This is a genomic window from Microbispora sp. KK1-11 (genome assembly GCF_006874435.1).
In the GTDB taxonomy this organism is placed as follows: Bacteria; Actinomycetota; Actinomycetes; order Streptosporangiales; family Streptosporangiaceae; genus Microbispora; species Microbispora catharanthi.
This window is the reverse complement of record NZ_VIRJ01000005.1, coordinates 39,515-64,043: the sequence shown is the minus strand read 5'-3', so window position 1 is coordinate 64,043 and position 24,529 is coordinate 39,515. Positions and strand designations below refer to the sequence as shown.

Below are 24,529 nucleotides of genomic sequence, written 5' to 3'. Positions count from 1 at the left end.
CGACGTCATGAGCGGAAAGGCCACCGGCGGCGTGGGCGACACGGACGCCCGCGCGCGGGGGGCGGTGCGGCTGGAGGAGGTGGCGGCCGCCTGTCCGGGCACGCTGGCCGTCTGCGTGCCCGGGGCGCTCGGCCTGAACGAGGACGTGGTGCTGCCGCTGGCCAGCACCGGCAAGGTGCTGCTGCTCGCGGCCCTCGCGCAGGACGTGGCGGCGGGCGTCGTGGACCCGGACGAGCGCGTGACGCTGCTCGACGAGGACTACGCGAGCGGGTCGGGCCTGCTGACCGGCCTGTCGGCCCGCGATTGGACGGCCGGCGACCTCGCGCTGCTCACCGCCGCCGTCAGCGACAACACCGCCACCAACGCGCTGCTGCGGCGGCTCGGGCTCGGCCGGGTGGACGCGGCCGCCGCCGCGCTCGGGCTGGCCAGGACCCGGATCCACGACAGGATCCGCGAGCCACGGCTCCCCGAGCATCCGCCGTCCTTCGCCACCGGGACGGCGCGCGAACTGGCGGGTCTCATGCGGTCGCTGGCGTACGGGCGCGAGCCGTGGCAGCGGCTGATGCTCGGCTGGATGGCGCACAACACCGACCGCGCGCTGGTGCCCGCGCTGCTCCCGAACGAGCCCGAGGACCGCGACCCGCCGGCGGCCCTGCCGTACGCCGCCGGGGTCTGGGTGGCGAACAAGACCGGCACGGACGCCGGGACACGGGCCGACGTGGGCGTCATGGCCGGGGCGCGGTGGGAGGGCTACGCCGTGCTCGCGCACGGGCCGGCGGGCCGCGAGCACGCCCTGGTCCAGGCGATCCGGCAGGCGGGTCTCGCCATAGCGGAAACCGTCCTCCCCAGAGAGGACGACCCGGCGCGCTGACCAGGTCCGATACTGGGTCGCCGATACTGGGGGAATGCTCAGCAGCCACCGCCTCAAGGTGCTCCTGGAGGTCTTCAGAACCGGGAGCATCGCCGGAGCCGCCAAGTCCCTGCGGCTGTCGCCCTCCGCCGTCTCCCACCAGCTCGCCCGGCTGGAGGAGGAGGCGGGGGTCGGGCTGGTGGAGCGGGCCCCGCACAGCCTGCGGCTGACCGCGGCGGGCCACCGCCTGGCCGGGCGGGCCCAGGAGGTGCTCGACCTCATCGAATCCGCCGAGAAGGACCTGCTCGCCCAGGCGCGGGCGGACGCCGGGCAGCTGCGCATCGGGTTCTTCGCCTCGGCCGGCTACCGCCTGCTGCCGATGGCGTTGTCGTCCTTCACCGCGCGCCACCCGGGCGTCGAGCTCGATCTGGTGCTCGGGCAGCCGCACGAGCTGCTGCCCGACGTGGAACGCGGCGAGCTGGACGTGCTGGTCGTGTTCGAGCACGCGCTCGATCCCTGGAAGGCGCCGAAGGGCGTCGAGGTCGTCCACCTGTTCGACGAACCGCAGCTCCTCGTCATGCCGCTCGGCCATCCCGCGGGGCACCGGCCCCGTGTGCGGCTGACCGACCTGGCCGACGAGCCGTGGATCACCACGTTCGGCACCGAGACCCCGGTGTCGGTGCTGGAGCGGGCCAGTGCACTGGAAGGGATCACGCCCACCATCCGCTGCCGCAGCGACCACTACGAGGTGACGCTCGGCCTGGTCCGGGCCGGGCTCGGCGTGGCCCTCGTGCCGAGCCTCGGCGTGCAGGGCGCGGCGGGCATCCAGGTGTGCCAGGTGGAGGGGCCCAAGCTCTACCGGCGGGTGGGCGCCGCCCTGCGCCCGACCAATCCCAATCCCGCGCTGCGCGCGTTCGTCGACTACCTCAGGGACGCCTCTGCCCGTCTCAGCGTCACCCTCCGATAGGTTGAGCGTGCGGAAGATCCGGACGAAACGGGAGGGTGAGGGACGTGCGGTGCACGGTAGTCGGAGCCGGCGCCTGGGGACTGTCCGCCGCGGCCGAGCTGTCCGCGCGGGGTCATCGGGTCACGCTGGTGGAGCGCCACGGGATCGGCAACGCGCTGTCCTCCTCTCGTGGCCCGACGCGATTGTGGCGGCTGGCCGACCCTGACCCGCTGAAGATCCGGCTGTCCCTGCGCGCCCGGGACGCGATGCGGCGGCTGGAGCGCCTGACGGCGGCGACGCTGCACCTGCGCAGGGGGCTGCTGTGGCGGGACACGGAGTCGCTGGCCCGTCTGGCGGCCGCGCTGCGCGCCGCGGACGTGCCCTTCACCGAGGTGGAGGCGGCCGACGTCGATCGATTCTTCCCGGGCCTGGCGGGCGACGGCCGCGACGCGGTGTTCCAGGCGGACGCCGGGGTGGTGCTCGCCGAGGCATACCTGGCCGCTCAGGCGGAGCGGTTCCGGGCGAACGGCGGACTCCTGATCACAGGGGAGGTGGTCGCCGTGGACGCCGCCGCCCGGCAGCCGGAGGTTCGCCTGGCCGACGGCACGACGCTGACCGGTGACGCGGCCGTGGTCGCCGCGGGCCCCGGCGCCGGCCCGCTGCTGCCCTCTATGGGCGTGACGATGACGCTCAGGCCGTACCTCGAACAGGTGGTCCACTACGCGGGCATCGAGCCGTCGGCGCAGGTGCCCGGCCTGATCGACGGTCCTGTCCAGGACGGCCCGGCCGTGTACGCCATGCCCACCCCGGGCGTCGGCTACAAGGCCGGGCTGGACGCTCCGCTGCGGCCGCTCGAGCCGGGGGACGACGACCGCACTCCGGACCCGGGGCGGACGGCCGAGCTGACCCGCCGCATCGCGGCCATGTTCCCTGGCGTGACGCCGAGGGTCGTGGACGAGCAGGTGTGCAGCTGGACCGACTCGCCGGACGGCCGCTTCGTCATCGACAGGGTCGGCCACTCGACGGTGCTGGCCTGCGGCGACAGCGGCGAGGGCTTCAAGTACGCCGCGCTCGTCGGCGACGTGCTCGCCGACCTGGCGGAGGGCCGGTCACCGGACGACGACATCGCGGCCCTCTCACTCGCGCGCCTGCGCGCGCTCGCGGACGATCCCGGCCGGGCGCCGACCGCCCTCGGACGGACGTCCGTCCCGGACGTTTAGACGCGACACCCGGCCCACCCCGGAAGGTGGGCCGGGCGTCCGTTCGTCACCAGTTGCCGAGCCTGCGCGCGCTCCGCTCGCCCCGCTCGTGCCGGCGGAACGCCTGCGCCATCGCCAGCGCGGCGGCTCCCAGCGCGAGGATCACGATGCCGATCGCGACGTTGTTCCAAATTGTCGTCGTTGTGGCCTCACGTCCCGCGCGCAGCACAAACGGCGAGACGATCGCCCACACGCCGAGCAGCGGGAGAAGCCACCCCATGCCGTAGGTGCGCCCGAAGGCGGACGCGAGCCCCAGGGCGAGGGCGCTGACCACGAGGCCCGTGATCAGGTTGTTCACGGTCATGCCCCGGAATCCGAAGAACCCGACGATCCACGGCGAGAGGGCCAGATACAGGCCGGCCAGGAAGGCTAGCCCCTCCAATACCTGGGCGGGGGCCGTCGAGCCCGCCCGATCGTACGTCTGGCGCAGTTCATTGACATCGGGATGACGCTCGAGGCCGGTGGGTCCAACCATGTCTGGTTCCGCCTTTCCTGCTGCGTGCGTTTGTGCCGACGGCCATACCCCCCAAAATCTCGGCATTCTCGATTTTGATTAATATTCCTGTATTTATTCGGCCATTGCCAGATAAATACGTTTCGGAGCGTCCAGGGCGACATGCGGCGGGCATGGCCGGGGAGGGTACCGATAAGGGCCTGCGAGGGATGGCCCGCAACGAGAGACCGGAGACGGGGCGCTGGGGGGTCATGATCGCTGTTGTCCTGGCGTTGCTCGCCGCGGCGGCCAACGCCGTCGCGTCCGTACTGCAGCGCCGGGCCGCCCGCAGCGCCCCGGCCGACGAGGCGTTCCGGCCCGGCCTGATCTGGGACCTCGTGCGGCGGCCCGCCTGGCTGGGCGGCATCGCCGCGCTCATCGCGGGCTTCCTGCTGCAGGCGGCCGCCCTGACGTCGGGAGGGCTCGCGCTCGTCCAGCCCCTGCTCGTCGCGGAGCTGCCGATCACGATGCTCTTGGCGGGCCGGATGTTCCGGGTGCGCATCACGCCGCAGACGTGGCTGGCCGTCGGCGCGCTGACGGCAGGCCTGGCCACATTCCTCGTGGCGGCCTCACCCACCCCAGGTCACCGGCTTCCCGGCCTGCTGACCTGGGTGGTCTCGGCGGGCGTGACCGCCGGGCTCCTCGCCTGCTGTGTGGCCGTCGCGGTCGCCAGCGGCGGGCCCGCCCGCGCGGTGCTGCTCGGGGTCGCCGCGGGCCTCGGCTTCGCCTACACCGCCGTCCTCATGAAGCGCACGGTGGAGGAGCTGCCGGGGGGCGCGCGGACGCTCGTCGGCTCCTGGTCGCTGTGGGCCATGGTCGCCGCCGGCCTGTGCAGCCTGTTCCTGCTGCAGAACGCCCTGCACAGCGGTCCGCTCGTCGCCGTGCAGCCCGCGCTGACCGTGACCGACCCCGTGGCGAGCACGGCGTACGGCGTGGCGATGTTCGGCGAGGACATCCGCACCGGCCCGTGGGTGCTGCCCGAGCTGACCGGCATGGCCCTCATCCTGTACGGCAGCGTGCTGCTGTCGAGGCACGCGCCGCTCAGGGAGCAGGCTCGCATCGCCGGGGTACGGCATCACCGGGGAGCAGGAGGTCCGGGAGGAGAAGGGACTCGGCCGGCGCCGAGGTGAACAGGGCGGCCGCCCGCGCGGTGAGTGCGGCCCGCCCGGGCAGGCCCGGTTCGAGCCGGTCGAGCTCCCTCAGCAGGTCCGCGCGGCGGCGCGCGTGGACGCTCACCCCGGCGCGTGCCATCGCGAGCACACCGTCCCTGCCGTGCCCCGCGATGGGCCGGTAGGTGACGACCGGCACTCCCGCCGCGAACGCCTCCCTGCAGGTGAGCCCGCCCGCGTTGTCGACCAGCGCGTAGGCGGAGGCGAGCAGGTCCGCCAGGTCGTCCCGCCAGCCGAGAGCGGCCCCCGCTCCGGCGCGGCCGAGCAGGCGCCCGAGGCGGCGGCGCAGCCGCTCGTTGCGCCCGCACAGCACAACGGGCGCGTACCGGCCCGAGCGGGCCAGCAGCAGGGCGGTCGCCGCGACCCGGCCGACCCCCCAGGACCCGGCGCAGACGAGCACGATCCGGTCGCCGTCCCGCAGGCCGATGCGGGCGCGGACCTCCGCCGCACCGGCACCCTGCATCGCACCCTGGGCCGCGAACCCGGGGCGGACGATCGGGGCGCAGCGGAAGGCCGGGCGGCCGACGGCGGCCGTCACGGCGAGGGCGGTGGCCGTGTCCGGGCACAGGTAGCGGTCGTTGCCGGGGTGCAGCCAGAGGCGGTGCACGGCGAAGTCGGTCAGCACAACCACGCTCGGCACGCCCAGCCGCCCCCGCGCCCGCAGGTGCCCGGCGGCCTGCGCGGCCACGTGGAAGACCGGCACCACCAGGGCGGGCCGGACGCGGCGCACCACCCGGGCCAGCCCGGCCGCGGCCACGACCGTCAGCGGCGAGGTGGAGGGGGCGCGGCGGGAGACGAAGAAGACGCGGTAGACCAGCGCGTACAGCCACGGCGCCCGCAGCATGACCCCGCGATACCACCACCGCAGGAGCGCGCCCAGCCGCAGCGGCAGCAGGGCGAGCACGTCCACGACCTCCGCGCGCACGCCGGAGGCGGCCAGCCGGCGGGCCAGTTCCGCGGCCACCGCGTCGTGGCCCGCTCCCATCGAGGCGCTGACGATCAATGCCCGGTCCCTCATGACCCTCCTTCCCGGGCGGGGGGCGGCGTGGCGGACACTGGAACGCGATGAGACCTCACGCGCTCGTCGTCGCCGGGCCGGCCCTGCTGGCCGCTCTGGTGCATGCCGGGCCGGGGGCCACCTGGCTGCCTCCGGTCCGCCGCCTGCTGCCGTCCCTCGCGGGCGAGGGCGATCCCGGGCACGTGGCGCTGACCTTCGACGACGGGCCCGACCCGCGGTCGACCCCGCGGTTCCTCGACGAACTGGACCGGCTCGGGTGCCGGGCGACCTTCTTCCTCCTCGGCGAGATGCTCGACCGCCACCCCGAGGTCGGGCGGAGCATCGCGCGGGCCGGACACGAGGTCGCCGTGCACGGCTGGCGGCACGACAACGCCCTGCTCACCCGGCCGGGCAGGGTCGCGGCGGAGATGGGCAGGGCCGCGCGCCTCGTCGCCGCCGTCACCGGCGCACGCCCCTCGTGGTATCGCCCGCCGTACGGCGTGCTGAGCGCAGAGGCGCTGCTCGCGGCCCGATGGCACGGCCTGCGGCCGGTGCTGTGGACGGCCTGGGGCGAGGACTGGACGGAACGGGCCACGCCCGGCTCGGTGCTGCGCACCCTGGAGCCCGGCCTGCGCGGCGGGGCGACGCTGCTGCTGCACGACTGCGACCACACCTCCGCCCCGGGTTCCTGGCGTGCGGCGCTGGGCGCGCTCGCCGGCGTGGTCGGCCGCTGCCGCGCCGCGGGGCTCCGTGTCGGACCGCTCGGCGCCCACGGCGTGGGTGTACCCGGCGGCGCGCGGCCCCACCGGCTCCCTGTCCCGGCAAGCTTTTACCTGCGGCCGGAAGCATAAAAACCCGGGAAAAGGGCCACTCGCTCTCGGCGTCATTCTCGACCACGTTTTTGCGGTTTTTTCCTGACATCGCCCGGCCGCGTACGCCGCTTTTCCCGTGGGGTTGCCCACGTAAAAGCGCCTGCCAGGCCTGTCGGGTTTTGTGGTGAATTGCGGTGGAGATTCTTCAGGCATGTCCGCAGCGGACGTTCGCGACGCCGCGCGCCGGGAGAACTTCCCGGTGGCCTCCCGCCTGCTTCCGCGCGCGTACCGCCTCGACCTGATGGCGGTGTACTGCTTCGCCCGCTACGTGGACGACGTCGGCGACGAGGCGGACCCGGCGGAGCGGCCCGCCCTGCTCGACGCGGTGGAGGCCGATCTCGGCCGCCTGTACGCCGGGGGGAGCCCGCGGCTGCCCGCCGTACGCGCGCTGGCGCCGCTGGTGACCGGGCGGGGCGTGCCGAGGACGCCCTTCCTCCACCTCGTGGAGGCCAACCGGCGCGACCAGGTGGTGCGGCGCTACGACACCTTCGGGCAGTTGCTGGCCTACTGCGAGCTGTCCGCCAACCCGGTCGGCCGGATCGTCCTGCACGTCTTCGGCGTGGCCACCCCGGAGCGGGCGCGGCTGTCGGACCGCATCTGCTCGGCGCTGCAGGTGATCGAGCACTGTCAGGACGTGGGCGAGGACCACGCCCGCGGCCGCGTCTACCTCCCCGCCGAGGACCTGCGCAGATTCGGCTGCCGTGAGTCCGACCTGGACGGGCCGCGCACCTCGCCGCGGCTGCGCCGGGCCGTCGCGCTGCAGGCCCGTCGCGCCGCCACCCTGCTGGACGAGGGAATGCCGCTGCTGGAGACGCTGAGCGGGTTCGCGCGTACGGCGGTCGCCGGGTACGTCGCGGGCGGCCGGGCGGCGCTCGCGGCGCTGGAGCGAGGCCGGCACGACGTCCTCGGCGGGGCGGTCCGCGCGCGCCGCCGCGCGGTGCTGAGCGAGTGGGTGCGCGTGCTGAAGGAGGTGAACGGTGACGGTTCCCGGCGCGATTCCTGATCCCGTTCCCGATCGCCCGCCCGGCCCCGCCCCGCTTCGCATGGGCGACGACACGCCCGGCCCCGCGCTGCGCCCCGTCACGCCCATATCCGTGCCGGTGCCCGTGGCCTACCGGTACTGCGAGCGGATCGTCCGCACCCGGGCCCGCAACTTCGCCTACGGCATCCGCCTGCTCGCCCCGCCCAAGCGCCGTGCCCTCAGCGCGCTCTACGCCTTCGCCCGGCGGATCGACGACATCGGCGACGCGGCCGGGCCGGTGGACGCGCGCCTGTCGGCCCTGGAGGAGGCGCGGGCGGGACTGCGTGCTCCGCGGCCGAATCCCGCCGACCCCGTCCTCGTGGCCCTGCGCGACACCGCCACGCGTTTCCCCGTCCCGCTGGACGCGTTCGAGGAGCTCATCGACGGGTGCGCCGCCGACGTCGCGGGCGCGCGCTACCAGTCCTACGAGGACCTGGTCGGCTACTGCCGGGAGGTCGCCGGGTCGATCGGGCGGCTGTCGCTGGGCGTGTTCGGCCTCGCCGACGAGGCGGCGCGCGATGACGGGGCGCTGCGGCGGGCGGCGCGGCTCGCGGACTCCCTGGGGGTGGCGCTCCAGCTCACCAACGTGCTCAGGGACCTGCGCGAGGACCGGTGCGCGGGCCGCGTGTACCTGCCCGCCGACGACCTGCGCAGGTTCGGCTGCACGCTCGATCTGGACGCGTCGGGGGCGTTCACCGACCCGCCGGAGCGGCTGGCGCGGCTCATCCGGTACGAGGCCGGGCGGGCGCTCGGCTGGTACGCCGAGGGGGTGAGCCTGATCCCGCTGCTCGACCGGCGCAGCGCGGCCTGCACCGCGGCGATGGCGGGCATCTACCGCCGACTGCTCGCCCGCATCGCCGCCGACCCCGGCCGGGCGCTGGCCGAGCGCGTGTCGCTCACGCCGTGGGCGAAGGCGACGGTGGCGGCGCGGGCGATCATGGGAGCGGCCAGATGAACGGCCGGACGAACGGCACGCGGAGCGTCGGAGAGGGCGCGACGGTCCCGCCCGTGGCCGTGGTGGGCGGCGGCCTCGCCGGCATCACCGCGGCCCTCGCGCTCGCGGAGGCCGGGTGGCCGGTGACCCTGTACGAGGCCAGGCCCCGGCTCGGCGGGGCCACCCACTCCTTCGCCCGCGGCGGCCTGACGGCCGACAACGGGCAGCACGTCTTCCTGCGCTGCTGCACGGCCTACCGGGGGCTGCTGGACCGGCTCGGCGGCACCGGGCGGGTGCGCCTGCAGGAACGCTTCGACGTGTGCGTGCTCACCCCGCACGGCGGGCGGGGACGGCTGCGCCGGGCCGCGCTGCCCGGGCCGTTCCACCTGCTGCCCGCGCTCGCGGGCTATCGCCTGCTGTCCCCCGCCGACCGGCTGCGCGCGGTGCGCGGCGCGCTCGCGCTGCGCGGGCTCGACCCGGCGGAGCCCGCCCTCGACCGGGCCGCGCTCGGCGGCTGGCTGGCGGAAAACGGCCAGCGGGAGGCCGTGCGGCGGGCGCTGTGGGACCTGTTCGCGGTGGCCGCGCTCAACATCCCGTCCGACGAGGCGGCGCTGGGGCCGGCGGCGATGGTCTTCAGGACGGCCCTGCTCGGCCGCGCCGACGCCGCCGACATCGGCGTGCCGTCCGTCCCGCTCGGCGACCTGCACGGCGGCGCCGCGCTTTCCGCGATCGCCCGGCTGGGCGGCGAGGTGCGGCTGGCGGCGAAGGTCGACAGGGTGCTGCCGTGTCTGCCGGGCCTGAGCGGGCCTTCGATCCTCGTGGGCGGCGCGCGGGTCGGCGCGTCGGCCGTCGTCGTCGCCACCCCGCACGGCCAGGCCGCGCGGCTCGTGCCGGCGGAGGCCGCGCCGGACCGGGACGCCTGGGCGGGCCTCGGCGCGAGCCCGATCGTCAACGTGCACGTCGTCTACGACCGGCCCGTCACCCGGCTGCCGTTCGCCGCCGTCGTCGGCTCGCCGGTTCAGTGGATCTTCGACAGGACCGCCTCTGGCGGACTCACCCGGGGCCAGTACCTGACGGTCTCGGTGTCGGCGGCGCGGCACTGGATCGACGTGCCCACGGCCGTGCTGCGGGAGGTGTTCCTGCCCGAGCTGGAGCGGCTGCTCCCGGCCGCGCGGGCGGCACGGGTCGTGGACCTGTTCATCACCAGGGAACGGCGGGCGACCTTCCGGCAGGTCCCGGGCAGCGGGGGGTTGCGTCCCGGCGCGGCCACCCGGTGGCCCGGGCTGTTCCTCGCCGGCGCGTGGACCGACACGGGCTGGCCCGACACCATGGAGGGAGCCGTGCGCAGCGGACTCCAGGCGGCCCGCCTCGCCAGGCGGCATCTCGAACGGGAGCAGGCGCGGTGACCGGCGTCACCACCGGCGTCACCACCGGCGTCACCACTGGGGTCGCCACCAGCGCCGCCCGCGCCGCGACCGCCCTGAAGGCGGCCCGCGACCACCTGCTCGGCCTGCAGGCGCCCGAGGGGTGGTGGAAGGGCGAACTGCAGACCAACGTGACCATGGACGCCGAGGACCTCCTGCTGCGCGAGTTCCTGGGCGTGCGTACCGAGGAGGAGACCGCCGAGGCAGCCCGGTGGATCAGGTCCCAGCAACGCCCGGACGGCACGTGGGCCAACTTCCACGACGGGCCCGCCGACCTGTCCACGACGATCGAGGCGTACGCCGCGCTGCGGCTCGCGGGCGACCCGCCCTCGGCTCCGCACATGCGCGCCGCGGCGGCCTACGTGCGCGGGGCCGGCGGCATCGAGTCGGCCCGGGTCTTCACCCGCATCTGGCTCGCCCTGTTCGGCCAGTGGCGGTGGGAGGACCTGCCGGTCATCCCACCGGAGATCATGTTCCTGCCGCCGTGGTGCCCGCTGAACGTGTACGACTGGGCCTGCTGGGCGCGGCAGACGATCGTCCCGCTCACGATCGTGACCGCGCACCGGCCGGTCCGGCCCCTGCCGTTCGGCCTGCCCGAACTGCGCACAGGAAGGCCCGCGCGGCGGGCGCCGCGCACCGGCTGGGACGCGGCGTTCGCGGCCCTCGACCGCGCCCTGCACCGCTACGAACGGCGGCCGGTCGCCGGGCTGCGCCGCGCCGCGCTGAGGCGGGCCGCCGAGTGGGTCGTGGCCCGGCAGGAGGCCGACGGCTCGTGGGGCGGCATCCAGCCCCCCTGGGTCTACTCGCTGATCGCGTTGCACCTGACCGGGTACGGCATCGGCCATCCCGTCATGCGCGCCGGCCTGGCCGGACTGGACAGGTTCACCATCAGGGAGGACGGCACGCGCAGGCTGGAGGCGTGCCAGTCGCCGGTCTGGGACACCGCGCTCGCGATGACCGCCCTCCTGGACGCCGGACTGCCCCGCGACCATGCCGCCCTGGCGCGGGCGGGTGAGTGGCTGCTGCGCGAGGAGATCCGGGGACCGGGCGACTGGATGGTGCGGCGCCCCGGTCTCGCGCCGGGCGGCTGGGCGTTCGAGTTCGACAACGACGGCTATCCCGACGTCGACGACACGGCCGAGGTGATCCTCGCGCTGCGCCGGTTGGGCCGGCCCGAAGCCCGGCCTGCGCTGGAGCGAGGGCTGCGGTGGATGGCCGGGATGGCCTCCCGCGACGGCGGTTTCGCCGCCTTCGACGCCGACAACACCCGCGAGCTGTGCCTGCGGCTGCCGTTCTGCGACTTCGGCGCGGTCATCGCCCCGCCGTCGGCCGACGTGACCGCGCACGTGGTCGAGGCGCTCGCCGTCGAGGGCATGGCCCGCTCCCCCGCCGTACGGCGGGCCGTGGTGTGGCTGCTGCGGGCGCAGGAGCCCGACGGCTCGTGGTTCGGCCGGTGGGGGGCCAACCACGTGTACGGCACCGGGGCGGTGCTGCCCGCCCTCGCGGCGGCCGGGGTGCGGCCGGGAGCCCCCTGCGTACGGCGGGCCGTGGCGTGGCTGGAGGCGCACCAGCATCCCTGCGGCGGCTGGGGCGAGGACATGCGCTCCTACCGCGACCCCGCCTGGATCGGGCGGGGCGAGCCGACCGCCTCGCAGACGGCCTGGGCCCTCATCGGCCTGCTCGCGGCCGGGGAGCGAGGACCGTCGGTGGACAGGGGGGTGGCCTGGCTGGCCGACAGCCAGCGCCCCGACGGCACCTGGGACGAGCCGCACTACACCGGGACGGGCTTCCCCGGCGACTTCTTCATCAACTACCACCTCTACCGCCTCGTCTTCCCGCTCAGCGCGCTCGGCCGCTACCTGCGCCTGCACGAGACGGCCGGACCGGAGGCGACGCCATGACCGATCTGATCGTGTGCACCGCGCTGGGGATGGAGGCCCGGGCCGTCGCCCGCGGCCTGCGGACTCGGCCGGATCTCGGGAGCGGCCATCCGCGTGTCCGGGTCGTGCGGATCGGGATGGGGCCCGACCGGGCGGCGCGCGCGGCGGCCCTGCTCCCGCCCGCCGCCGCCCTCGCCGTCACCGGGTTCGGCGGGGCCCTCCACGACGGGCTGCGCCCCGGGGACGTGCTCGTCGCCACCGAGGTCCGCTCCGGCGACCGGGTCTGGCCGTGCCCGTCGGCCCCGCTGCTCGCCGGAGAACTGGTCCGCGCCGGACTGCCGGCCCGCTTGGGCCCGCTCGTCACCTCCCCTCGCGTCGTCACGGGCCGCGGCCGCCACGCGCCGGCCCGCGAGGGCGCGTACGCCGTCGACATGGAGAGCGCGCCGCTGGCCGAGGCCGCGGGAGCCCGGCCGTTCGCGGCCGTGCGGGTCATCGTGGACACCCCCGACGCGCCCCTGCTGAACCTCGCCACGATGGGCGGCGCGGTCGCCGCGCGGCGCACGCTCGCCCGGATAGGCCCGGTGCTGGCGCGGTGGGCGGCGGCCACGGGCCCGCGGCGGGTCCTGCTGGCCTCGCCCCGCTCGTTCTGCGCCGGGGTCGATCGGGCCATCGAGATCGTGGAGCGCGCGCTGGACCGGTTCGGCGCGCCCGTGTACGTGCGCAAGCAGATCGTGCACAACATCCACGTCGTACGCGACCTGGAGCGGCGCGGCGCGGTGTTCGTCGACGACCTGGCCGAGGTGCCGGAGGGCGCGCTCACGGTCTTCTCCGCGCACGGGGTCGCGCCCGCCGTGCGGGAGGAGGCGCGGCGGCGCGGGCTGCGCGTCGTCGACGCGACGTGCCCGCTGGTCGCGAAGGTCCACGCGGAGGCCCGCAGGTTCGCCGCGCGGGGCGACCTCGTCGTGCTGATCGGCCACGCCGGGCACGAGGAGGTCGAGGGCGTGCTCGGGGAGGTGCCCGGCGCGGGCGTGCTGGTCGAGGACGAGGCCGGGGTGGCGGACGTGGTGGAGAACGTGCCGCGGGGGCGCGGGGTCGCCTACCTGACCCAGACCACGCTGGCGGCCGACGAGGCCGGGCGGGTCGCGGCGGCGATACGGCGGCGCTTCCCGGACGCCGAGGGCCCGCGCGGCGACGACATCTGCTACGCGACGACCAACCGGCAGCACGCGGTGCGGGCCGTCGCCGCGGAGGCCGACCTGGTGCTGGTCGTCGGCTCGGCCAACTCCTCCAACGCCCTGCGCCTCACCGAGGTCGCCGCCCGCTCCGATCACGACGGCGCCCCGCTCGCCCGCCTGGTCGACGGCCCCGGCGACGTCGCGCTCGACTGGCTGCGGGGAGCGCGGACGGTCGGACTGACCGCCGGGGCGTCCACCCCCGGCGCGATGGTGGCCGCCGTCGTGGCCGCCCTCGGCGGGCTCGGCCCGCTGGAGGTGGAGGAACGGCGGGTGACCGAGGAGAACGTCGAGTTCACGTTGCCGAAGGAGGTGCGGCCCTGATGCCGATGCCCGTACGCCAGAGTCTGCGCGTCGGCGCGTACATCCTGGCCCAGCGGCTGCGCCGGCGGGAGAGGTTCCCGCTGCTGGTCGAGCTTGAGCCGTTGTTCGCGTGCAACCTGAAGTGCGCGGGCTGCGGGAAGATCCAGCACCCGGCCGGCGTGCTGAAGCAGCGCATGCCGGTCGAGCAGGCGGTGGCCGCCGTCGAGGAGTGCGGCGCCCCGATGGTGTCGATCGCCGGCGGGGAACCGCTCATGCACCCCCAGATCGGGGAGATGGTCGAGGAGCTGGTGGCGCGCAGGAAGTACGTCTTCCTGTGCACCAACGCGCTGCTGATCCCGCGCAAGATCGACCGGTTCGCGCCGTCGCCGTACTTCGCCTGGGCGGTCCACATCGACGGCCTGCGCGAGCGGCACGACGCGTCGGTGTGCAAGGAGGGCGTGTTCGACGAGGCGGTCGCGGCGGTGCGCGAGTGCCGGCGGCGCGGCTTCCGCGTCACCACCAACACCACGTTCTTCGCCGGGGACAGCCCGCGCACCGTGATCGAGGTGCTCGACTTCCTCAACGACGACCTGTGCGTCGACCAGATGATGATCTCGCCGGGGTACGCGTACGAGAAGGCGCCCGACCAGGACTGCTTCCTGGGGGTGCGGCAGACGCGGGAGCTGTTCCGCGCCGCGTTCGCGGGCGGCAACCGCAAGCGCTGGCGGTTCAACCACTCGCCGCTGTTCCTCGACTTCCTGGAGGGGAAGACCGACTTCCCCTGCACGGCCTGGGCGATCCCGTCCTACTCGGTGTTCGGCTGGCAGCGGCCCTGCTACCTGATGGCCGACGGGTACGCGCAGACCTACCGGGAGCTGGTCGAGGAGACCGACTGGAGCTCCTACGGCCGGGGGCGGGACCCGCGCTGCGCCAACTGCATGGCGCACTGCGGCTACGAGCCGACGGCGGTCTTCGCCACCCTCGGCTCGCTGCGCGAGTCCCTGCGCGCGCTGCGCGGCACCTGAGTCTCAGGGCCGGCCGAAGCGGCGGGCGAGGACGCGGAACGCACCGGGCGCGGCCCCGTGCAGGCGGGCGGGCAGCCGCAGCCAGGCCGGGACGTACACCTCGGCGCGGTCGCGCTCGACGGCGACCGCGATGGCCCGGGCCACCCGCTCCGGCGGGACGGGCGCCGGTCTGCGGCGCGTGTACGGCCTGCCGCGCCGGGCGAAGAACGGCGTGTCGACCACCCCGGGCACCACGGCCGTCACGCCGACCCCGTTTTCCTTGACGGCGCGCAGCTCGTACCGCAGGCTCTCGGCGAAGGCCAGCAGGCCCGCCTTGGTCGCGGCGTACACCGCCTCCTCCCGCACGCCCACCACGCCGGCGATCGACGCGACGTAGACGAGGTGACCCCGGCCACGCTCCAGCATCCCGGGCAGCAGCAGCCGGGTGAGCTGCACGTGCGCCGTCAGGTTGACCGCGATCATGCGTTCGGCCGTGCCGCCGGACATCCGCACGAGCGGCCCGCTCCAGCCCTCGCCCGCGCACGCCACCAGCATGTCCACCCGCCCGGCGCGTACGGCGAGGTCGGCCGAGGGGTCGGACAGGTCGGCGGGCACGACCTGTCCGCCGGTCCTGGCGGCGACGCCTGCGAGCGCCTCCTGGTCTCGCCCGGACAGCACCAGCCGCGCGCCGCGCGCCGACAGCTCCAGCGCCGTGGCCGCGCCGATGCCCGACGACGCCCCCGTGACGAGCACCCGCGCCCCCGCGAGCCGCATGGGCCCCACCCCCTCGCCCCGGGTTGTACCCCGTGGTCTGCCGCGAAGTGGTTTCCGCGAACCGGTGGACCGCCGACGGTATGACTGGGTAACCTCCTGAGTATGACCAAGAAGATTACGATCTCCTTGCCGGACGAACTCGCCGACGAGGCGCAGGCGTCCGGCAACGCCTCGGCGTACATCGCCGCGGCGCTGCGGGAGCGGCGGCGCATCCAGGGCGACCTGGCCATCATGGCCGATTTATGGGGGCCGGGCTGGCAGGACGGGATCACCGATGACGACAGCGCCCGCGCGGCGCGCCTTATGACCGGCGACGCCAAGGCGGACGCCGCGTGACCGACCCCGTCCCACCGGCCGGCGTCCTGTCCGGCCACGTGCTGGACCTCGACGCCGTCGTCCACCTGATCGAGGGCAAGAGCATGTACGGCAGGGCCGTCGTGCGGCAGTCCTCGGCCCACGGCGTCACCCTCCTCGTCCCCGCGCTCGCCGTCCAGGTGCTGTCGCTGGGCCCCATCCAGCCCCGGCTCGAACGCTTCCTGCGCATGTCGATGGTGGTCACCGGCGCGCTCTCCCCCGACGACGCCGTCGAAGGCGGGCCGTACGCGCAGGCGATCATGACGAGCCTGCGGCGCCACCGGCCGTCCGCCGCCGACGCGCTCCTGCCCGACGTCCTGGTGGCCGCCCACGCGGCCGTGCACGCCACCCGCCGCAACTGGCGGATCATCACCGCGACCCCCTACCTGTACGAGGGCCTCGACGTCCGCCTGGAGATCCTTCCTTAGATGAGCCCTCGCTCCATGGCCACGACGACGGCCGCGGCCCTGCTGTCGACACCGAGCTTGGCGAAGACGTGCTTGAGATGCGTCTTCACCGTCGTCTCGCTGATCAGCAGGGTCCTGGCGATCTCCTTGTTCGCCGAGCCCCGCGCCACCAGGCGGAGCACCTCCAGCTCGCGCGGGCTCGGCTCCTGGGCCGTGGGCCTGCTCATCAGAGCGGACGCGACCGACGGCGCCAGGACCGCTCCGCCGGCGGCGGCCGTACGGACCGCTCTGTGCAGTTCCTCGCGTGGCGCGTCCTTCAGCAGGTAGCCCGCCACCCCGGCGGCCATGGCCCGCGCCACGTCCGCATCCGTGTCGTACGTGGTCAGCACGACCACCTTGATCTCCGGGTGGTCGGCCCGGAGCCGCTGGATCGCCCCGACGCCGTCCAGGCCGGGCATGCGAAGGTCCATCAGCACCACATGCGGCCGCGCCCTCCTGGCCATCGCCAGCGCCTCGAACCCGTCGGACGCCTCCGCCACCACCTCGATGTCCGCCACGTGGTCGAACATGCCGCGCAGTCCGTCGCGGACCACCGGATGGTCGTCGACGATCATCAATTTGAGGGGATCCGCAGGCACAGCGCCGTCCCCTCTCCCGGAGCCGACTCCACGGTCAGCGTTCCCCCGACGCCGCCGGCCCGCTCCCGCATGGCCGCCAGCCCGTAACCCGCACCGCGCACGTCCGGATCGAAACCCGCCCCGTCGTCGAACACGTCGAGCGTCACCTCGTCGTCCATGTAGGTCAGCGTGATCGCGACCCTGCCCGCCCCGGCGTGCTTGGCCACGTTCGACAGCCCTTCCTGCGCCGCCCGCAGCAGCGTCGTTCCCACCTCACCGGACAGCGGCCGGGGCGTCCCCTCCACCGACACGGTCGCCGCCACCCCCGACGTCCGCGACCACCGGGCGGCCACCTCCGCGAGCGCCGCCCCGAGACCCGCGCCGGCGAGAGGACCCGGCCGCAGCGCGTCGACCGAGCGCCGCGCCTCCTGCAGGTTGTCGCGCGCCAGCTCCTTGGCCAGCGCGATCCTCTTCTGTACGGCGCTCAGGTCGGGCATCGCCTGCTCGGCCGCCTCCAGCTGGGTGACGATCCCGCTCAACCCCTGCGCGAGGGTGTCGTGGATCTCCCTGGCCAGCCGCGCCCGCTCCTCCAGCACCCCGACCGTCCGGTTCTGCGCGCTCTGCCGTGACACGTAGTCCACGAACAGTCCGATCGCCACGACGAGGCCGGAACTCCCGACGAGCCGCCACAGGGCGTTGGGATCGTCCAGATAGCCTCTGGCGGCGAACGTGCTGAGGACCGTCGCCACCGCCCCCACATAGGACCAGGGGCGCGGCAGCAGCAGATACGGCTGGGGCATCAGCCCGAAGACGACCACGTCGAAGGACCGGTCCCGCATCACCAGCGCGATGTAGAGCGCGCAGACGACCGCCAGGTGGAACGCCATCGGGTTCGCCCGCCCGAGCAGATGCGGCCGCCGTGCGACGAAGAAGCCGTGCCAGCCGGCCATGAGCGCGGCGATTCCCAGCGTCAGCGGGCCAGGAGCCGTGTGCTCGCCCGTGCCCTCGCCCGTGCCCTCGCCGGACGAGAGGATCAGCCCGAGCGCCAGGCAGGCGTAGTACAACATGTGGAAGGCGCGCAACCAGCGCGCCTCCCAGACATTCACCGTCCTCACTCCCATCGGAACAGCGCGGCGCCGGCGGCCGTGGCCGCCACGATTATCCCGGCCAGGATCAGCAGGGGGAAGACCGCCGCGGTGCCGGACCAGGCGTCCCCCAGGGCCTCCACGGCCGGGGTCAGGGGCAGGAAGTCGCCGATCTGACGCAGCGAGCCGGGCAGGGCCTTCCTGGGCACGGCCGCGCCCGACAGGAAGATCATGGGGAACATGACCAGCATGCCGATCAGGCTCGCGCCCCTGGTGTTGCGCACGACCGCGGCGATCACGAAGCCCAGCGTGCAGGTCATCACCGAGCAGAGCAGGAAGGCGGCGGCCAGCATGGGGACGTCGCCGGGCGCCCGCGCGCCGAACACCGCGATCGTCACGACCACCAGCAGCACGGAGCCCGCCAGGCCCGCGGCGACCTGTGCCACCAGCTGGGCGCCGAGCAGCAGAACCGGGGAGATCGGCGTGGTGGCCAGGCGCTTGAGCACCTTGCGCTCGCGGTATGAGGCCAGCAGGCCCGGCAGCGCGCCCATCCCGCCGATGGCGGCGATCATCGCGAGGTAGCCGGGGACCGCGCCGCCGTCGCCGCGTTTGAGCACCAGCAGCATGAGAGGGAAGGCCACCATGAAGAACAGCGAGGCGGGGTCGCGCGCCAGCAGCCTGAGCTCGGTGCCCGTCAGGGCTGTGAACGCCTTCATCGGTCCGCTCCTTCCAGGGCGAGGTAGGCCTCTTCCAGCGAGGCGGTCCCGGTCCTCGCGATGAGCTCGCCCGTGGTGCCCGTCGCCTCGACACGGCCGCGGGCGAAGACGGCGACCCTGTCGCAGAGCGCCTCCATCTCGTCGAAGTAGTGGCTGACCAGCACCACGGTGGTGCCCGCCGTCTTCAGGTCGTCGATCAGCCGCCAGGTCTCGCGGCGCGCGATCGGGTCCAGGCCCGTGGTCAGCTCGTCGAGCACGACCACCTCGGGGTTGCCGACCAGGGCGAGCGCGAGCATCAGCCGCTGCCTCTGCCCGCCCGACAGGTCGCCGAAGGCCTTCCTCGCCAGCGGCCGCAGGCCCCAGCGCTCCATCACCCGCCGCCAGTCGGCCGCGTCCCGGTAGAAGGAGCCGAACATGCGCAGCGCCTCGGCCACCTTGATCCGCTCGGGCAGGGAGCTGTCCTGCAGTTGCGCGCCGAGGCGGTGGGCCAGGGCGCGCCGTCTGCGCGCCGGATCCTCGCCGAGCACGCGGACCGTGCCCGCGTCGGCTCGCCTGAGCCCGATCAGGCACTCGACGGTCGTGGTCTTGCCGGCGCCGTTGTGGCCGATGATCCCGAACGTCTCACCGGCCCGGACCGTGAACGTCACCCCGTCCACGGCGCGGGTGTCCCCGTACGACTTGCGGAGGTCTGTCACCTCGATGGCTTCCATGCCTCAAGGTTCGCGGCGGCGCCGATCACGCGGCATCACCCGACCCGTCGCCCGGCATCCCCCTTTCGGAGGATGACGGTGAGCGTCGCCGCAGGTCAGAAGGTACGGGGCGGGCTTGCCGGGGTACCAGCAGGGCATGGCCGCCCTTCCGGCGTACACGCCGATGATGGCCCGGCTCGGGCGGCTGCCCGAGCCCGAGGGCGACTACGCGCACGAGATGAAGTGGGACGGTGTCCGCGCCCTCGGCTACGTCGAGGACGGCACGCTGCGGCTGGTCTCCAGGAACGGCAAGGACATCACCGCCGCCTATCCCGAACTCGCCGGCCTGGCCGGCGCCACCGGCGGGCACGCGGTGGTGCTCGACGGGGAGATCGTCGCCTTCGACCAGCAGGGCAGGCCGTCGTTCGAGGCGCTGCAGCCGCGCATGCACCAGCGCAACCCGCTCAAGATCAGGCAACTCCTGGTCACCACGCCCGTGACGTACCTGCTGTTCGACGTGCTGCACGTCGACGCCGCGACCGCGATCACGATGCCCTACACCGAACGGCGGCGCCGCCTGGAGGACCTCGTCCACGCCGCGCGCCACTGGGCCATCCCGCCCTACTACGCCGACGGCGGCGAGCACGCGCTGGCCGACTCCCGGCGGCTTGGGCTGGAGGGCGTCGTGGCCAAGCGGCTCGCCTCGCCCTACCGCCCCGGCCGCCGCTCCCCCGACTGGGTGAAGGTCAAGAACGTCCGTACACAGGAGGTCGTCGTCGGCGGCTGGCGGGCCGGGGAGGGCCGCCGGGCCGACACCGTCGGCTCGCTGCTCGTGGGCGTCAACGACGACACCGGGCGTCTGCGGTACGCCGGCAGCGTCGGCACCGGCTTCACCGACGAGGCGCTGCGGCGGCTGGGCGAACGCCTGGCGCCGCTGCGACGGGACACGTCCCCGTTCGACGGCATCACCCGGGAGGAGGCCAAGGGCGGCCGGTGGGTCGACCCGGTCCTGGTCGGCGAGGTGCAGTTCGCCGAGTGGACGGGCGAGGGGAGACTGCGCCACCCCTCCTGGCGGGGCCTGCGCGACGACAAGGACCCGGGCGAGGTCGTCCGCGGGGAAGGGTGAACATCCACCTGCGGACAGGGTTGGCCCGCTGGCCGCTGCGACTTGTTCAGGTGAATCTCAAGGCCCGGGCTGACGCGGAGCCTCGCCCGGTCGGAAAACCGTTTGAGCCCTCCTTCCGCGTTCCCGTAGCGTGCCCGCAACCCGTCGCAGTGAGGACAGAGGACAAAACCGCGTGACCCCGCCTGCTCTTCAGACCTGACACCTTCTTCCGCTCACCTGTAGCCGACGCTCCCGTCGGTTCTGCCGGGCTGCCCTTGTGCGCCCGGTCATACAGCGTTTGAGGTCGCGCGCAATCGACCTCGTGTCAGGTCTAGAGAGATCATGTCTTCACAACCTCATACCGCGCTGCCCTGGGTCGTTCGCCGGACCAGGCTGCCCCTGCTGTCGTTGCGCTGCGTGGACTGCCCGTCGGAGTCGGCCACCACCGGCGAGGGCAGGTTCCGCGTCAACGCCAACGGCAAGCTGCTGGACGTGTGGCTGCTGGTCCGCTGCGTGTCCTGCGACCGGACGAGCAAGCTCACCGTGCGCGAGCGAGCGCCGGTCAGGTCCTTCGATCCGGCCGAGCTCCACGGCTACCGCGTCAACGATCCGGAACTGGTGGCGTCCACGCTGTTGGATCCGCTGCTCGCCCGGCGCAACCGCTTCACCCTGGACTGGACGGGGGCCTGGCGGCTGGACACCCCGTCGGTATCGCTCGACGACGCCTGGCCGGTCCGGGTGGAGGTCGTCTTCGAGGATCCGGTGCCAGTGCGCCCGGAACGGCTCATCGCGCGAGGGCTCGGCCTCAGCAGGAACGAGGTACTGCGCCGGATCAAGTGCGACATCCCGCTGCGTCGTCCGACGAGCGCCGCGTTCACCTTCACCGTGACGGCCACCGCGACGGCCACCGCGACGGCCGGCGACTAGCGGGGGTGTGGCCGCCGCCGCGTCGCCAGGACGCCGAGCAGCACCGCGCCCGCGAGGAACGCGACGTTGTGCGCGTACTTGGCGACCGGCGCGACCTCACCCAGCGGGACCGCGAGGAACCCGACCGCCGCGCGCGCGGTCAGGGCTCCGGCGGCGAGCGCGGCGACGTGGCGGCCGCTCCACTCCGGCGAGCGGGCCAGACGGCCGACGGCCGCGGCGCACAGCGCGATCACCGCGAGCCCGGCCGCGACCCCGGCCCAGGTCGAGGGCAGGAAGTTGAAGGCCAGGCCCGCCACCAGGCCGGCCGCCGCCACGACGATCGGCCGCGGCGCGGCGCCTCCCTCCGGCGCCGGGAGTGCGGCCCGGCGCCGCCTTCTCACGGCGGAGATCAGCGCGACGAGCACGAGCAGCGCGACGACCGCCAGCGATCCCGTGATCTGCACGGCCGTGGCGTGGCCGGGCTCGGTCCGCAGGTGCTCGCGCAGGACGAACGCCGCCGCCGCGAGGTACAGCGCCGCGGCCGTGACCAGACCGGGCGTCCGCAGCCAGGGCGTACGCGACAGCCGGGGGCTCAGCGCCTCCGTCAGCGCGATCGGCACGCCGAAGCTCCAGATCGCGTGACCCGCGACGAAGGACAGCGTGGTGTAGGCCGCCAGTCCCAGTGGCGCGACGTACGTCGGGCGGATCATCTCCTCCCAGTACGGGATGTCCCGATAGCCCTCGCTGAACATCGACTGGTCGATGACGCCGGCCTGCAGCACGCCGAAGGCCGTCGTGAGGGCGAGGATGCCCGGCCAGCGCACGTCCAGGCGGCGGGCCGTCTCACGGATGAGCAGCGCGGGCGCGCCGTACAGCGGACTGAAGATCAGCAGGCTGACGGCGAGCACGAACGGGTCGCCCGTGCTGTCGTCGTAACCCGTGACGTACTCGGCGCACATCGGCGCCAGCACCAGGAGCCCGGCCGCCAGGGCGAGACGCCGCGGATCAGGCCTCTTCATCGCGCCTCCAGGCGGCGGCGAGGACCACGGCGCCGACGACCGCGACGAGAAGGTTGGCGTAGACCTCGTAGCCCGCCAGGAAACCCAGGCGCGGGATGACCTGCCGGTTGAAGACGTTGAGTAACGCCCCCCAGAACGGCTGCACGGCCAGGTGGTCGATGGTCCCGCTGATGCCCGCGGCGACCAGGTACGCCCCGGCGAGTTGGATGACGTTGCGCATGGCGCCGACGCTAGGGATGGGCGCGCCCGGCGGGGATCGGGCATGGGGATGCTTCCGTGCGGCCAAGGTCGCCGGCGTGCGGCATGCCGTCCGACCGAAGTCGGACGGCGCCCGACTTCGGTATGGTCTTCGCCGCTCGGCCGTGGGCCGGTCTCCCCCGGGTCGTACGCTGCGGGGGATATGGATTCCTCCGGCACCCCCCGGCACCGGCGAAGCCGGCGCGACTGGCTCGTGGACTCGGCGATGTTCGTGCTCGCCGCGGCCTTCGCCTTCCTCATGTCGGTGGACCGTCTCGGCACCGCGCCGCTGCCGCCCGCGTGGCTGTTCCCCCTCGACCAGGTCGCAGGCGCGCTCGGCTGCGCCGCGTTGTGGGTGCGCCGCCGGTGGCCGGTCGGGCTCGCGGTGACGCTCGTCGCGCTGTCGGCCGTCTTCGAGATGGTCGCGGGCCCGATGCTGGCCGCGCTCTTCTCGGTCGCGGTCCATCGCCGCCCGCGGACCTCCGGCACGGTGTTCGGCCTCAGTGTGCTGGCCTCGGTCCTTTTCACGTGGCTGCGCCCGGAACCGGCTACGCCGCCGCTCGTGATGCTCTCGCTGGGCCTGGCTCTGCAGGGCGCGGCGGCCGGCTGGGGGCTGTTCGTCCACCACCGGCGGCGGCTGGTGCTGGCGCAGCGCGACCGCGCGGCCCGGGTGGAGACCGAGGCGAGGCTGCGCGCCGAGCAGGCGCAGCACCAGGTACGCGAGGCCATCGCCAGGGAGATCCACGACGTGCTCGGCCACCGGCTGTCGCTGCTGAGCGTGCACGCGGGAGCGCTGGAGTTCAACCCCGGCGCCGACCCCGCCGACGTCGCCCGGGCGGCACGGGTGATCAGGGAGAGCGCCCACCAGGCTCTGCAGGATCTGCGCGAGGTGATCGGCGTGCTGCGCGCCCCCACCGGCGAACCGTCCGCGCCCACGCGGCCCGGCCTGCCCACCCTCGCCGACCTGCGCGAGCTCGTGGCGGAGTCGGGGCGGGCCGGCATGCGCGTGGAGCTGTGCGACGACCTCGGCTCGCGGGAGACGGTCCCGGACCGGACGGGCCGCACCGCCTACCGGGTCGTGCAGGAGGCCCTCACCAACGCGCGCAAGCACGCGCCGGGAGCCGGGGTCCGCGTACGGGTCACGGGTGCGCCCGGCGAAGGCCTGACGGTCGAGGTGGTCGACGACGCCCCTGCGCCCATCGGACAGGATGCCGGGAGCGGAGGCGGCCACGGCCTCGCCGGCCTGGCCGAGCGCGTCACGCTGGCCGGGGGACGGCTGGAGCACGGCCCCATGGACGGCCCCGTGGACGGGGGCGGCGACGAGGACCGGGGTGGCTGGCGCGTGCTGGCCTGGCTACCGTGGCCGGCATGACCATGCCCGACTCCGCCATCGGCGTGCTCATCGCCGACGACGACCCCCTGGTCAGGGCCGGCCTCGTGATGATGCTCGGCGGCGCCCCGGACATCCGCGTGCTCGCCCAGGCCGGGGACGGCGCCGAGGTGCTGCCGCTGGCCGGCCGGCACCGCCCCGACGTGGTGCTGATGGACATCCGGATGCCGGTGATGGACGGCCTGGCCGCCACCGAGGCGCTGCGCGCCCGCGACGGCGCGCCCGAGGTGATCGTGCTGACCACCTTCGACGCCGACGAGCACGTGCTGCGCGCCCTGCGCGCGGGGGCCGCCGGGTTCCTGCTGAAGGACACCCCGCCGGACGAGATCGTGGACGCCATCCGCCGGGTGGCCGCCGGCCGGCCGGTCCTGTCCCCGGCGGTCACCCGGCGGCTCATCGCCCGGGTCGCCGAGGACGGCCAGGACCGGCGCCGGGCCCGCGCCCGGGAGCGCCTGGCACGGCTGAACGACCGGGAACGTGAGGTCGCGGCGGCGGTCGGTCAGGGCAGGCCGAACGCCGAGATCGGCGCTCTGCTGCACCTCAGCGTTCCCACCGTCAAGACGCACGTGTCGAGCATCCTCGCCAAGCTCGGCCTCAACAATCGCGTCCAGATCGCCCTGCTCGTCCACGACGCCGGGCTGCTCGACGACCCGCTCGGCACGGACGGCTGAAAAGGGCGCTCGCCTCTTTCACGGAATTCCGGAAGGCCCTGCCGCCGCGAAATTCGATTCCTTATATCGCCTCATGTCGGCTTTGTTTCGCCTTGCCGTCCGAGGTTTTTGAACGCTGCGGCGATCTCCTTGCGATGCGCCTGAACAAGGGCCGGGTACGCACGAATTCATCGCG

The 24,529-nt window shown here is 74.3% G+C and carries 26 protein-coding genes; 17 read left to right on the top strand and 9 right to left on the bottom strand.

What is annotated here, in order from left to right:
• The first annotated feature begins 7 nt into the window (after positions 1–7).
• From FLW16_RS09460 to FLW16_RS09450, 3 genes are read left to right on the top strand one after another with little or no spacing between them, the layout of a single operon-like run.
• A complete protein-coding gene (locus tag FLW16_RS09460) occupies positions 8–871 on the top strand; it encodes a serine hydrolase (protein WP_142559622.1) in 864 nt (287 codons plus the stop codon).
• Between the two features lie 34 nt (positions 872–905).
• Positions 906–1,817: a LysR family transcriptional regulator gene (locus tag FLW16_RS09455; RefSeq protein WP_142559621.1), complete on the top strand. Its 912-nt coding sequence runs from the start codon at positions 906–908 to the stop codon at positions 1,815–1,817.
• Between the two features lie 44 nt (positions 1,818–1,861).
• On the top strand, positions 1,862–3,016 hold the full coding sequence (locus FLW16_RS09450; protein WP_221890970.1) for an FAD-binding oxidoreductase: 1,155 nt from the start codon (positions 1,862–1,864) through the stop codon (positions 3,014–3,016).
• Positions 3,017–3,062: 46 nt separating this feature from the next.
• Here FLW16_RS09450 and FLW16_RS09445 read toward each other — a convergent pair whose 3' ends face one another.
• Entirely contained in the window at positions 3,063–3,530 is a 468-nt protein-coding gene (locus FLW16_RS09445; RefSeq protein ID WP_142559619.1) for an SPW repeat protein, read from the bottom strand.
• A gap of 230 nt (positions 3,531–3,760) precedes the next feature.
• Between FLW16_RS09445 and FLW16_RS09440 the strand changes: the two genes are divergently transcribed.
• Entirely contained in the window at positions 3,761–4,678 is a 918-nt protein-coding gene (locus FLW16_RS09440; protein WP_142559618.1) for a DMT family transporter, read from the top strand.
• Here the strand turns inward: FLW16_RS09440 and FLW16_RS09435 are convergent.
• The gene (locus FLW16_RS09435) at positions 4,590–5,735 is read right to left on the bottom strand and encodes an MGDG synthase family glycosyltransferase (RefSeq protein ID WP_142559617.1); all 1,146 of its coding nucleotides are present in this window, start codon (positions 5,733–5,735) and stop codon (positions 4,590–4,592) included. The two genes, FLW16_RS09440 and FLW16_RS09435, sit on opposite strands and share 89 nt — an antisense overlap.
• Before the next feature lie 47 nt (positions 5,736–5,782).
• Between FLW16_RS09435 and FLW16_RS09430 the strand changes: the two genes are divergently transcribed.
• The 7 genes from FLW16_RS09430 (at position 5,783) to hpnH (ending at position 14,405) form a co-directional block, all read left to right on the top strand.
• A complete protein-coding gene (locus FLW16_RS09430) occupies positions 5,783–6,565 on the top strand; it encodes a polysaccharide deacetylase family protein (protein ID WP_142559616.1) in 783 nt (260 codons plus the stop codon).
• 172 nt (positions 6,566–6,737) lie between these two features.
• Positions 6,738–7,589 (top strand): squalene synthase HpnC, encoded by an 852-nt coding sequence (gene hpnC / locus FLW16_RS09425; protein WP_142559615.1) that lies wholly within the window; start codon positions 6,738–6,740, stop codon positions 7,587–7,589.
• Positions 7,564–8,562 (top strand): squalene/phytoene synthase family protein, encoded by a 999-nt coding sequence (locus FLW16_RS09420; RefSeq protein ID WP_260615102.1) that lies wholly within the window; start codon positions 7,564–7,566, stop codon positions 8,560–8,562. The genes hpnC and FLW16_RS09420 overlap by 26 nt, the downstream gene beginning before the upstream one ends.
• Entirely contained in the window at positions 8,559–9,947 is a 1,389-nt protein-coding gene (hpnE, locus tag FLW16_RS09415; RefSeq protein ID WP_142559614.1) for a hydroxysqualene dehydroxylase HpnE, read from the top strand. Before FLW16_RS09420 ends, hpnE begins: the two co-directional genes overlap by 4 nt.
• Positions 9,944–11,866: a squalene--hopene cyclase gene (gene shc, locus FLW16_RS09410; RefSeq protein WP_142559613.1), complete on the top strand. Its 1,923-nt coding sequence runs from the start codon at positions 9,944–9,946 to the stop codon at positions 11,864–11,866. The genes hpnE and shc overlap by 4 nt, the downstream gene beginning before the upstream one ends.
• Positions 11,863–13,401: a 4-hydroxy-3-methylbut-2-enyl diphosphate reductase gene (gene ispH, locus FLW16_RS09405; protein WP_142559612.1), complete on the top strand. Its 1,539-nt coding sequence runs from the start codon at positions 11,863–11,865 to the stop codon at positions 13,399–13,401. Before shc ends, ispH begins: the two co-directional genes overlap by 4 nt.
• Positions 13,401–14,405, top strand: coding sequence for an adenosyl-hopene transferase HpnH (gene hpnH / locus FLW16_RS09400; protein ID WP_142559611.1), 1,005 nt, complete (start codon positions 13,401–13,403; stop codon positions 14,403–14,405). Before ispH ends, hpnH begins: the two co-directional genes overlap by 1 nt.
• Before the next feature lie 3 nt (positions 14,406–14,408).
• On the opposite strand, the gene FLW16_RS09395 is transcribed toward hpnH, so the two are convergent.
• On the bottom strand, positions 14,409–15,158 hold the full coding sequence (locus FLW16_RS09395; protein ID WP_142559610.1) for an SDR family oxidoreductase: 750 nt from the start codon (positions 15,156–15,158) through the stop codon (positions 14,409–14,411).
• A 102-nt stretch (positions 15,159–15,260) separates the two neighbouring features.
• On the opposite strand from FLW16_RS09395, the gene FLW16_RS09390 reads away from it, so the two are divergent.
• Both FLW16_RS09390 and FLW16_RS09385 read left to right on the top strand, forming a co-directional pair.
• Positions 15,261–15,494 carry a hypothetical protein gene (locus tag FLW16_RS09390; RefSeq protein ID WP_142559609.1) on the top strand — a complete coding sequence of 78 codons (234 nt, stop codon included), beginning with the start codon at positions 15,261–15,263 and terminating at the stop codon, positions 15,492–15,494.
• Positions 15,491–15,940, top strand: a complete 450-nt coding sequence (locus FLW16_RS09385; RefSeq protein ID WP_142559608.1) for a hypothetical protein — start codon at positions 15,491–15,493, stop codon at positions 15,938–15,940. Before FLW16_RS09390 ends, FLW16_RS09385 begins: the two co-directional genes overlap by 4 nt.
• On the opposite strand, the gene FLW16_RS09380 is transcribed toward FLW16_RS09385, so the two are convergent.
• Genes FLW16_RS09380 through FLW16_RS09365 form a run of 4 tightly spaced genes read right to left on the bottom strand, consistent with a single transcriptional unit; the run spans position 15,937 to position 19,047 of the window.
• A complete protein-coding gene (locus tag FLW16_RS09380) occupies positions 15,937–16,533 on the bottom strand; it encodes a response regulator transcription factor (protein ID WP_142559607.1) in 597 nt (198 codons plus the stop codon). The two genes, FLW16_RS09385 and FLW16_RS09380, sit on opposite strands and share 4 nt — an antisense overlap.
• Positions 16,533–17,642 (bottom strand): sensor histidine kinase, encoded by a 1,110-nt coding sequence (locus FLW16_RS09375; RefSeq protein WP_142559606.1) that lies wholly within the window; start codon positions 17,640–17,642, stop codon positions 16,533–16,535. The genes FLW16_RS09380 and FLW16_RS09375 overlap by 1 nt, the downstream gene beginning before the upstream one ends.
• Before the next feature lie 5 nt (positions 17,643–17,647).
• Positions 17,648–18,337 carry an ABC transporter permease gene (locus tag FLW16_RS09370; RefSeq protein WP_142559605.1) on the bottom strand — a complete coding sequence of 230 codons (690 nt, stop codon included), beginning with the start codon at positions 18,335–18,337 and terminating at the stop codon, positions 17,648–17,650.
• Entirely contained in the window at positions 18,334–19,047 is a 714-nt protein-coding gene (locus FLW16_RS09365; protein WP_142559604.1) for an ABC transporter ATP-binding protein, read from the bottom strand. Before FLW16_RS09365 ends, FLW16_RS09370 begins: the two co-directional genes overlap by 4 nt.
• Before the next feature lie 136 nt (positions 19,048–19,183).
• Here FLW16_RS09365 and ligD point away from each other — a divergent pair, with 136 nt between their 5' ends.
• Positions 19,184–20,152 (top strand): non-homologous end-joining DNA ligase, encoded by a 969-nt coding sequence (gene ligD / locus FLW16_RS09360; RefSeq protein WP_142559603.1) that lies wholly within the window; start codon positions 19,184–19,186, stop codon positions 20,150–20,152.
• Between the two features lie 321 nt (positions 20,153–20,473).
• Positions 20,474–21,058: a DUF1062 domain-containing protein gene (locus FLW16_RS09355; protein ID WP_142559602.1), complete on the top strand. Its 585-nt coding sequence runs from the start codon at positions 20,474–20,476 to the stop codon at positions 21,056–21,058.
• Here the strand turns inward: FLW16_RS09355 and FLW16_RS09350 are convergent.
• Complete coding sequence (locus FLW16_RS09350) at positions 21,055–22,056, bottom strand: hypothetical protein (RefSeq protein ID WP_142559601.1); 1,002 nt, start codon at positions 22,054–22,056, stop codon at positions 21,055–21,057. The two genes, FLW16_RS09355 and FLW16_RS09350, sit on opposite strands and share 4 nt — an antisense overlap.
• Complete coding sequence (locus tag FLW16_RS09345; RefSeq protein WP_142559600.1) at positions 22,043–22,276, bottom strand: hypothetical protein; 234 nt, start codon at positions 22,274–22,276, stop codon at positions 22,043–22,045. The genes FLW16_RS09350 and FLW16_RS09345 overlap by 14 nt, the downstream gene beginning before the upstream one ends.
• 180 nt (positions 22,277–22,456) lie before the next feature.
• On the opposite strand from FLW16_RS09345, the gene FLW16_RS09340 reads away from it, so the two are divergent.
• Both FLW16_RS09340 and FLW16_RS09335 read left to right on the top strand, forming a co-directional pair.
• Positions 22,457–23,665 carry a sensor histidine kinase gene (locus FLW16_RS09340; protein WP_142559599.1) on the top strand — a complete coding sequence of 403 codons (1,209 nt, stop codon included), beginning with the start codon at positions 22,457–22,459 and terminating at the stop codon, positions 23,663–23,665.
• Positions 23,662–24,354 (top strand): response regulator transcription factor, encoded by a 693-nt coding sequence (locus FLW16_RS09335; protein WP_142559598.1) that lies wholly within the window; start codon positions 23,662–23,664, stop codon positions 24,352–24,354. Before FLW16_RS09340 ends, FLW16_RS09335 begins: the two co-directional genes overlap by 4 nt.
• Positions 24,355–24,529 lie beyond the last annotated feature (175 nt).

Bases quoted from the DNA above. Each gene is read 5' to 3' on its own strand.
- FLW16_RS09460 (WP_142559622.1), top strand. From the start codon at position 8: ATGAGCGGAAAGGCCACCGGCGGCGTGGGCGACACGGACGCCCGCGCG.
- FLW16_RS09455 (WP_142559621.1), top strand. From the start codon at position 906: ATGCTCAGCAGCCACCGCCTCAAGGTGCTCCTGGAGGTCTTCAGAACC.
- FLW16_RS09445 (WP_142559619.1), bottom strand. From the start codon at position 3,530: ATGGTTGGACCCACCGGCCTCGAGCGTCATCCCGATGTCAATGAACTG.
- FLW16_RS09440 (WP_142559618.1), top strand. From the start codon at position 3,761: ATGATCGCTGTTGTCCTGGCGTTGCTCGCCGCGGCGGCCAACGCCGTC.
- FLW16_RS09435 (WP_142559617.1), bottom strand. From the start codon at position 5,735: ATGAGGGACCGGGCATTGATCGTCAGCGCCTCGATGGGAGCGGGCCAC.
- FLW16_RS09430 (WP_142559616.1), top strand. From the start codon at position 5,783: ATGAGACCTCACGCGCTCGTCGTCGCCGGGCCGGCCCTGCTGGCCGCT.
- hpnC (WP_142559615.1), top strand. From the start codon at position 6,738: ATGTCCGCAGCGGACGTTCGCGACGCCGCGCGCCGGGAGAACTTCCCG.
- hpnE (WP_142559614.1), top strand. From the start codon at position 8,559: ATGAACGGCCGGACGAACGGCACGCGGAGCGTCGGAGAGGGCGCGACG.
- ispH (WP_142559612.1), top strand. From the start codon at position 11,863: ATGACCGATCTGATCGTGTGCACCGCGCTGGGGATGGAGGCCCGGGCC.
- hpnH (WP_142559611.1), top strand. From the start codon at position 13,401: ATGCCGATGCCCGTACGCCAGAGTCTGCGCGTCGGCGCGTACATCCTG.
- FLW16_RS09395 (WP_142559610.1), bottom strand. From the start codon at position 15,158: ATGCGGCTCGCGGGGGCGCGGGTGCTCGTCACGGGGGCGTCGTCGGGC.
- FLW16_RS09390 (WP_142559609.1), top strand. From the start codon at position 15,261: ATGACCAAGAAGATTACGATCTCCTTGCCGGACGAACTCGCCGACGAG.
- FLW16_RS09380 (WP_142559607.1), bottom strand. From the start codon at position 16,533: ATGATCGTCGACGACCATCCGGTGGTCCGCGACGGACTGCGCGGCATG.
- FLW16_RS09370 (WP_142559605.1), bottom strand. From the start codon at position 18,337: ATGAAGGCGTTCACAGCCCTGACGGGCACCGAGCTCAGGCTGCTGGCG.
- FLW16_RS09365 (WP_142559604.1), bottom strand. From the start codon at position 19,047: ATGGAAGCCATCGAGGTGACAGACCTCCGCAAGTCGTACGGGGACACC.
- ligD (WP_142559603.1), top strand. From the start codon at position 19,184: ATGGCCGCCCTTCCGGCGTACACGCCGATGATGGCCCGGCTCGGGCGG.
- FLW16_RS09355 (WP_142559602.1), top strand. From the start codon at position 20,474: ATGTCTTCACAACCTCATACCGCGCTGCCCTGGGTCGTTCGCCGGACC.
- FLW16_RS09350 (WP_142559601.1), bottom strand. From the start codon at position 22,056: ATGAAGAGGCCTGATCCGCGGCGTCTCGCCCTGGCGGCCGGGCTCCTG.
- FLW16_RS09345 (WP_142559600.1), bottom strand. From the start codon at position 22,276: ATGCGCAACGTCATCCAACTCGCCGGGGCGTACCTGGTCGCCGCGGGC.
- FLW16_RS09340 (WP_142559599.1), top strand. From the start codon at position 22,457: ATGGATTCCTCCGGCACCCCCCGGCACCGGCGAAGCCGGCGCGACTGG.
- FLW16_RS09335 (WP_142559598.1), top strand. From the start codon at position 23,662: ATGACCATGCCCGACTCCGCCATCGGCGTGCTCATCGCCGACGACGAC.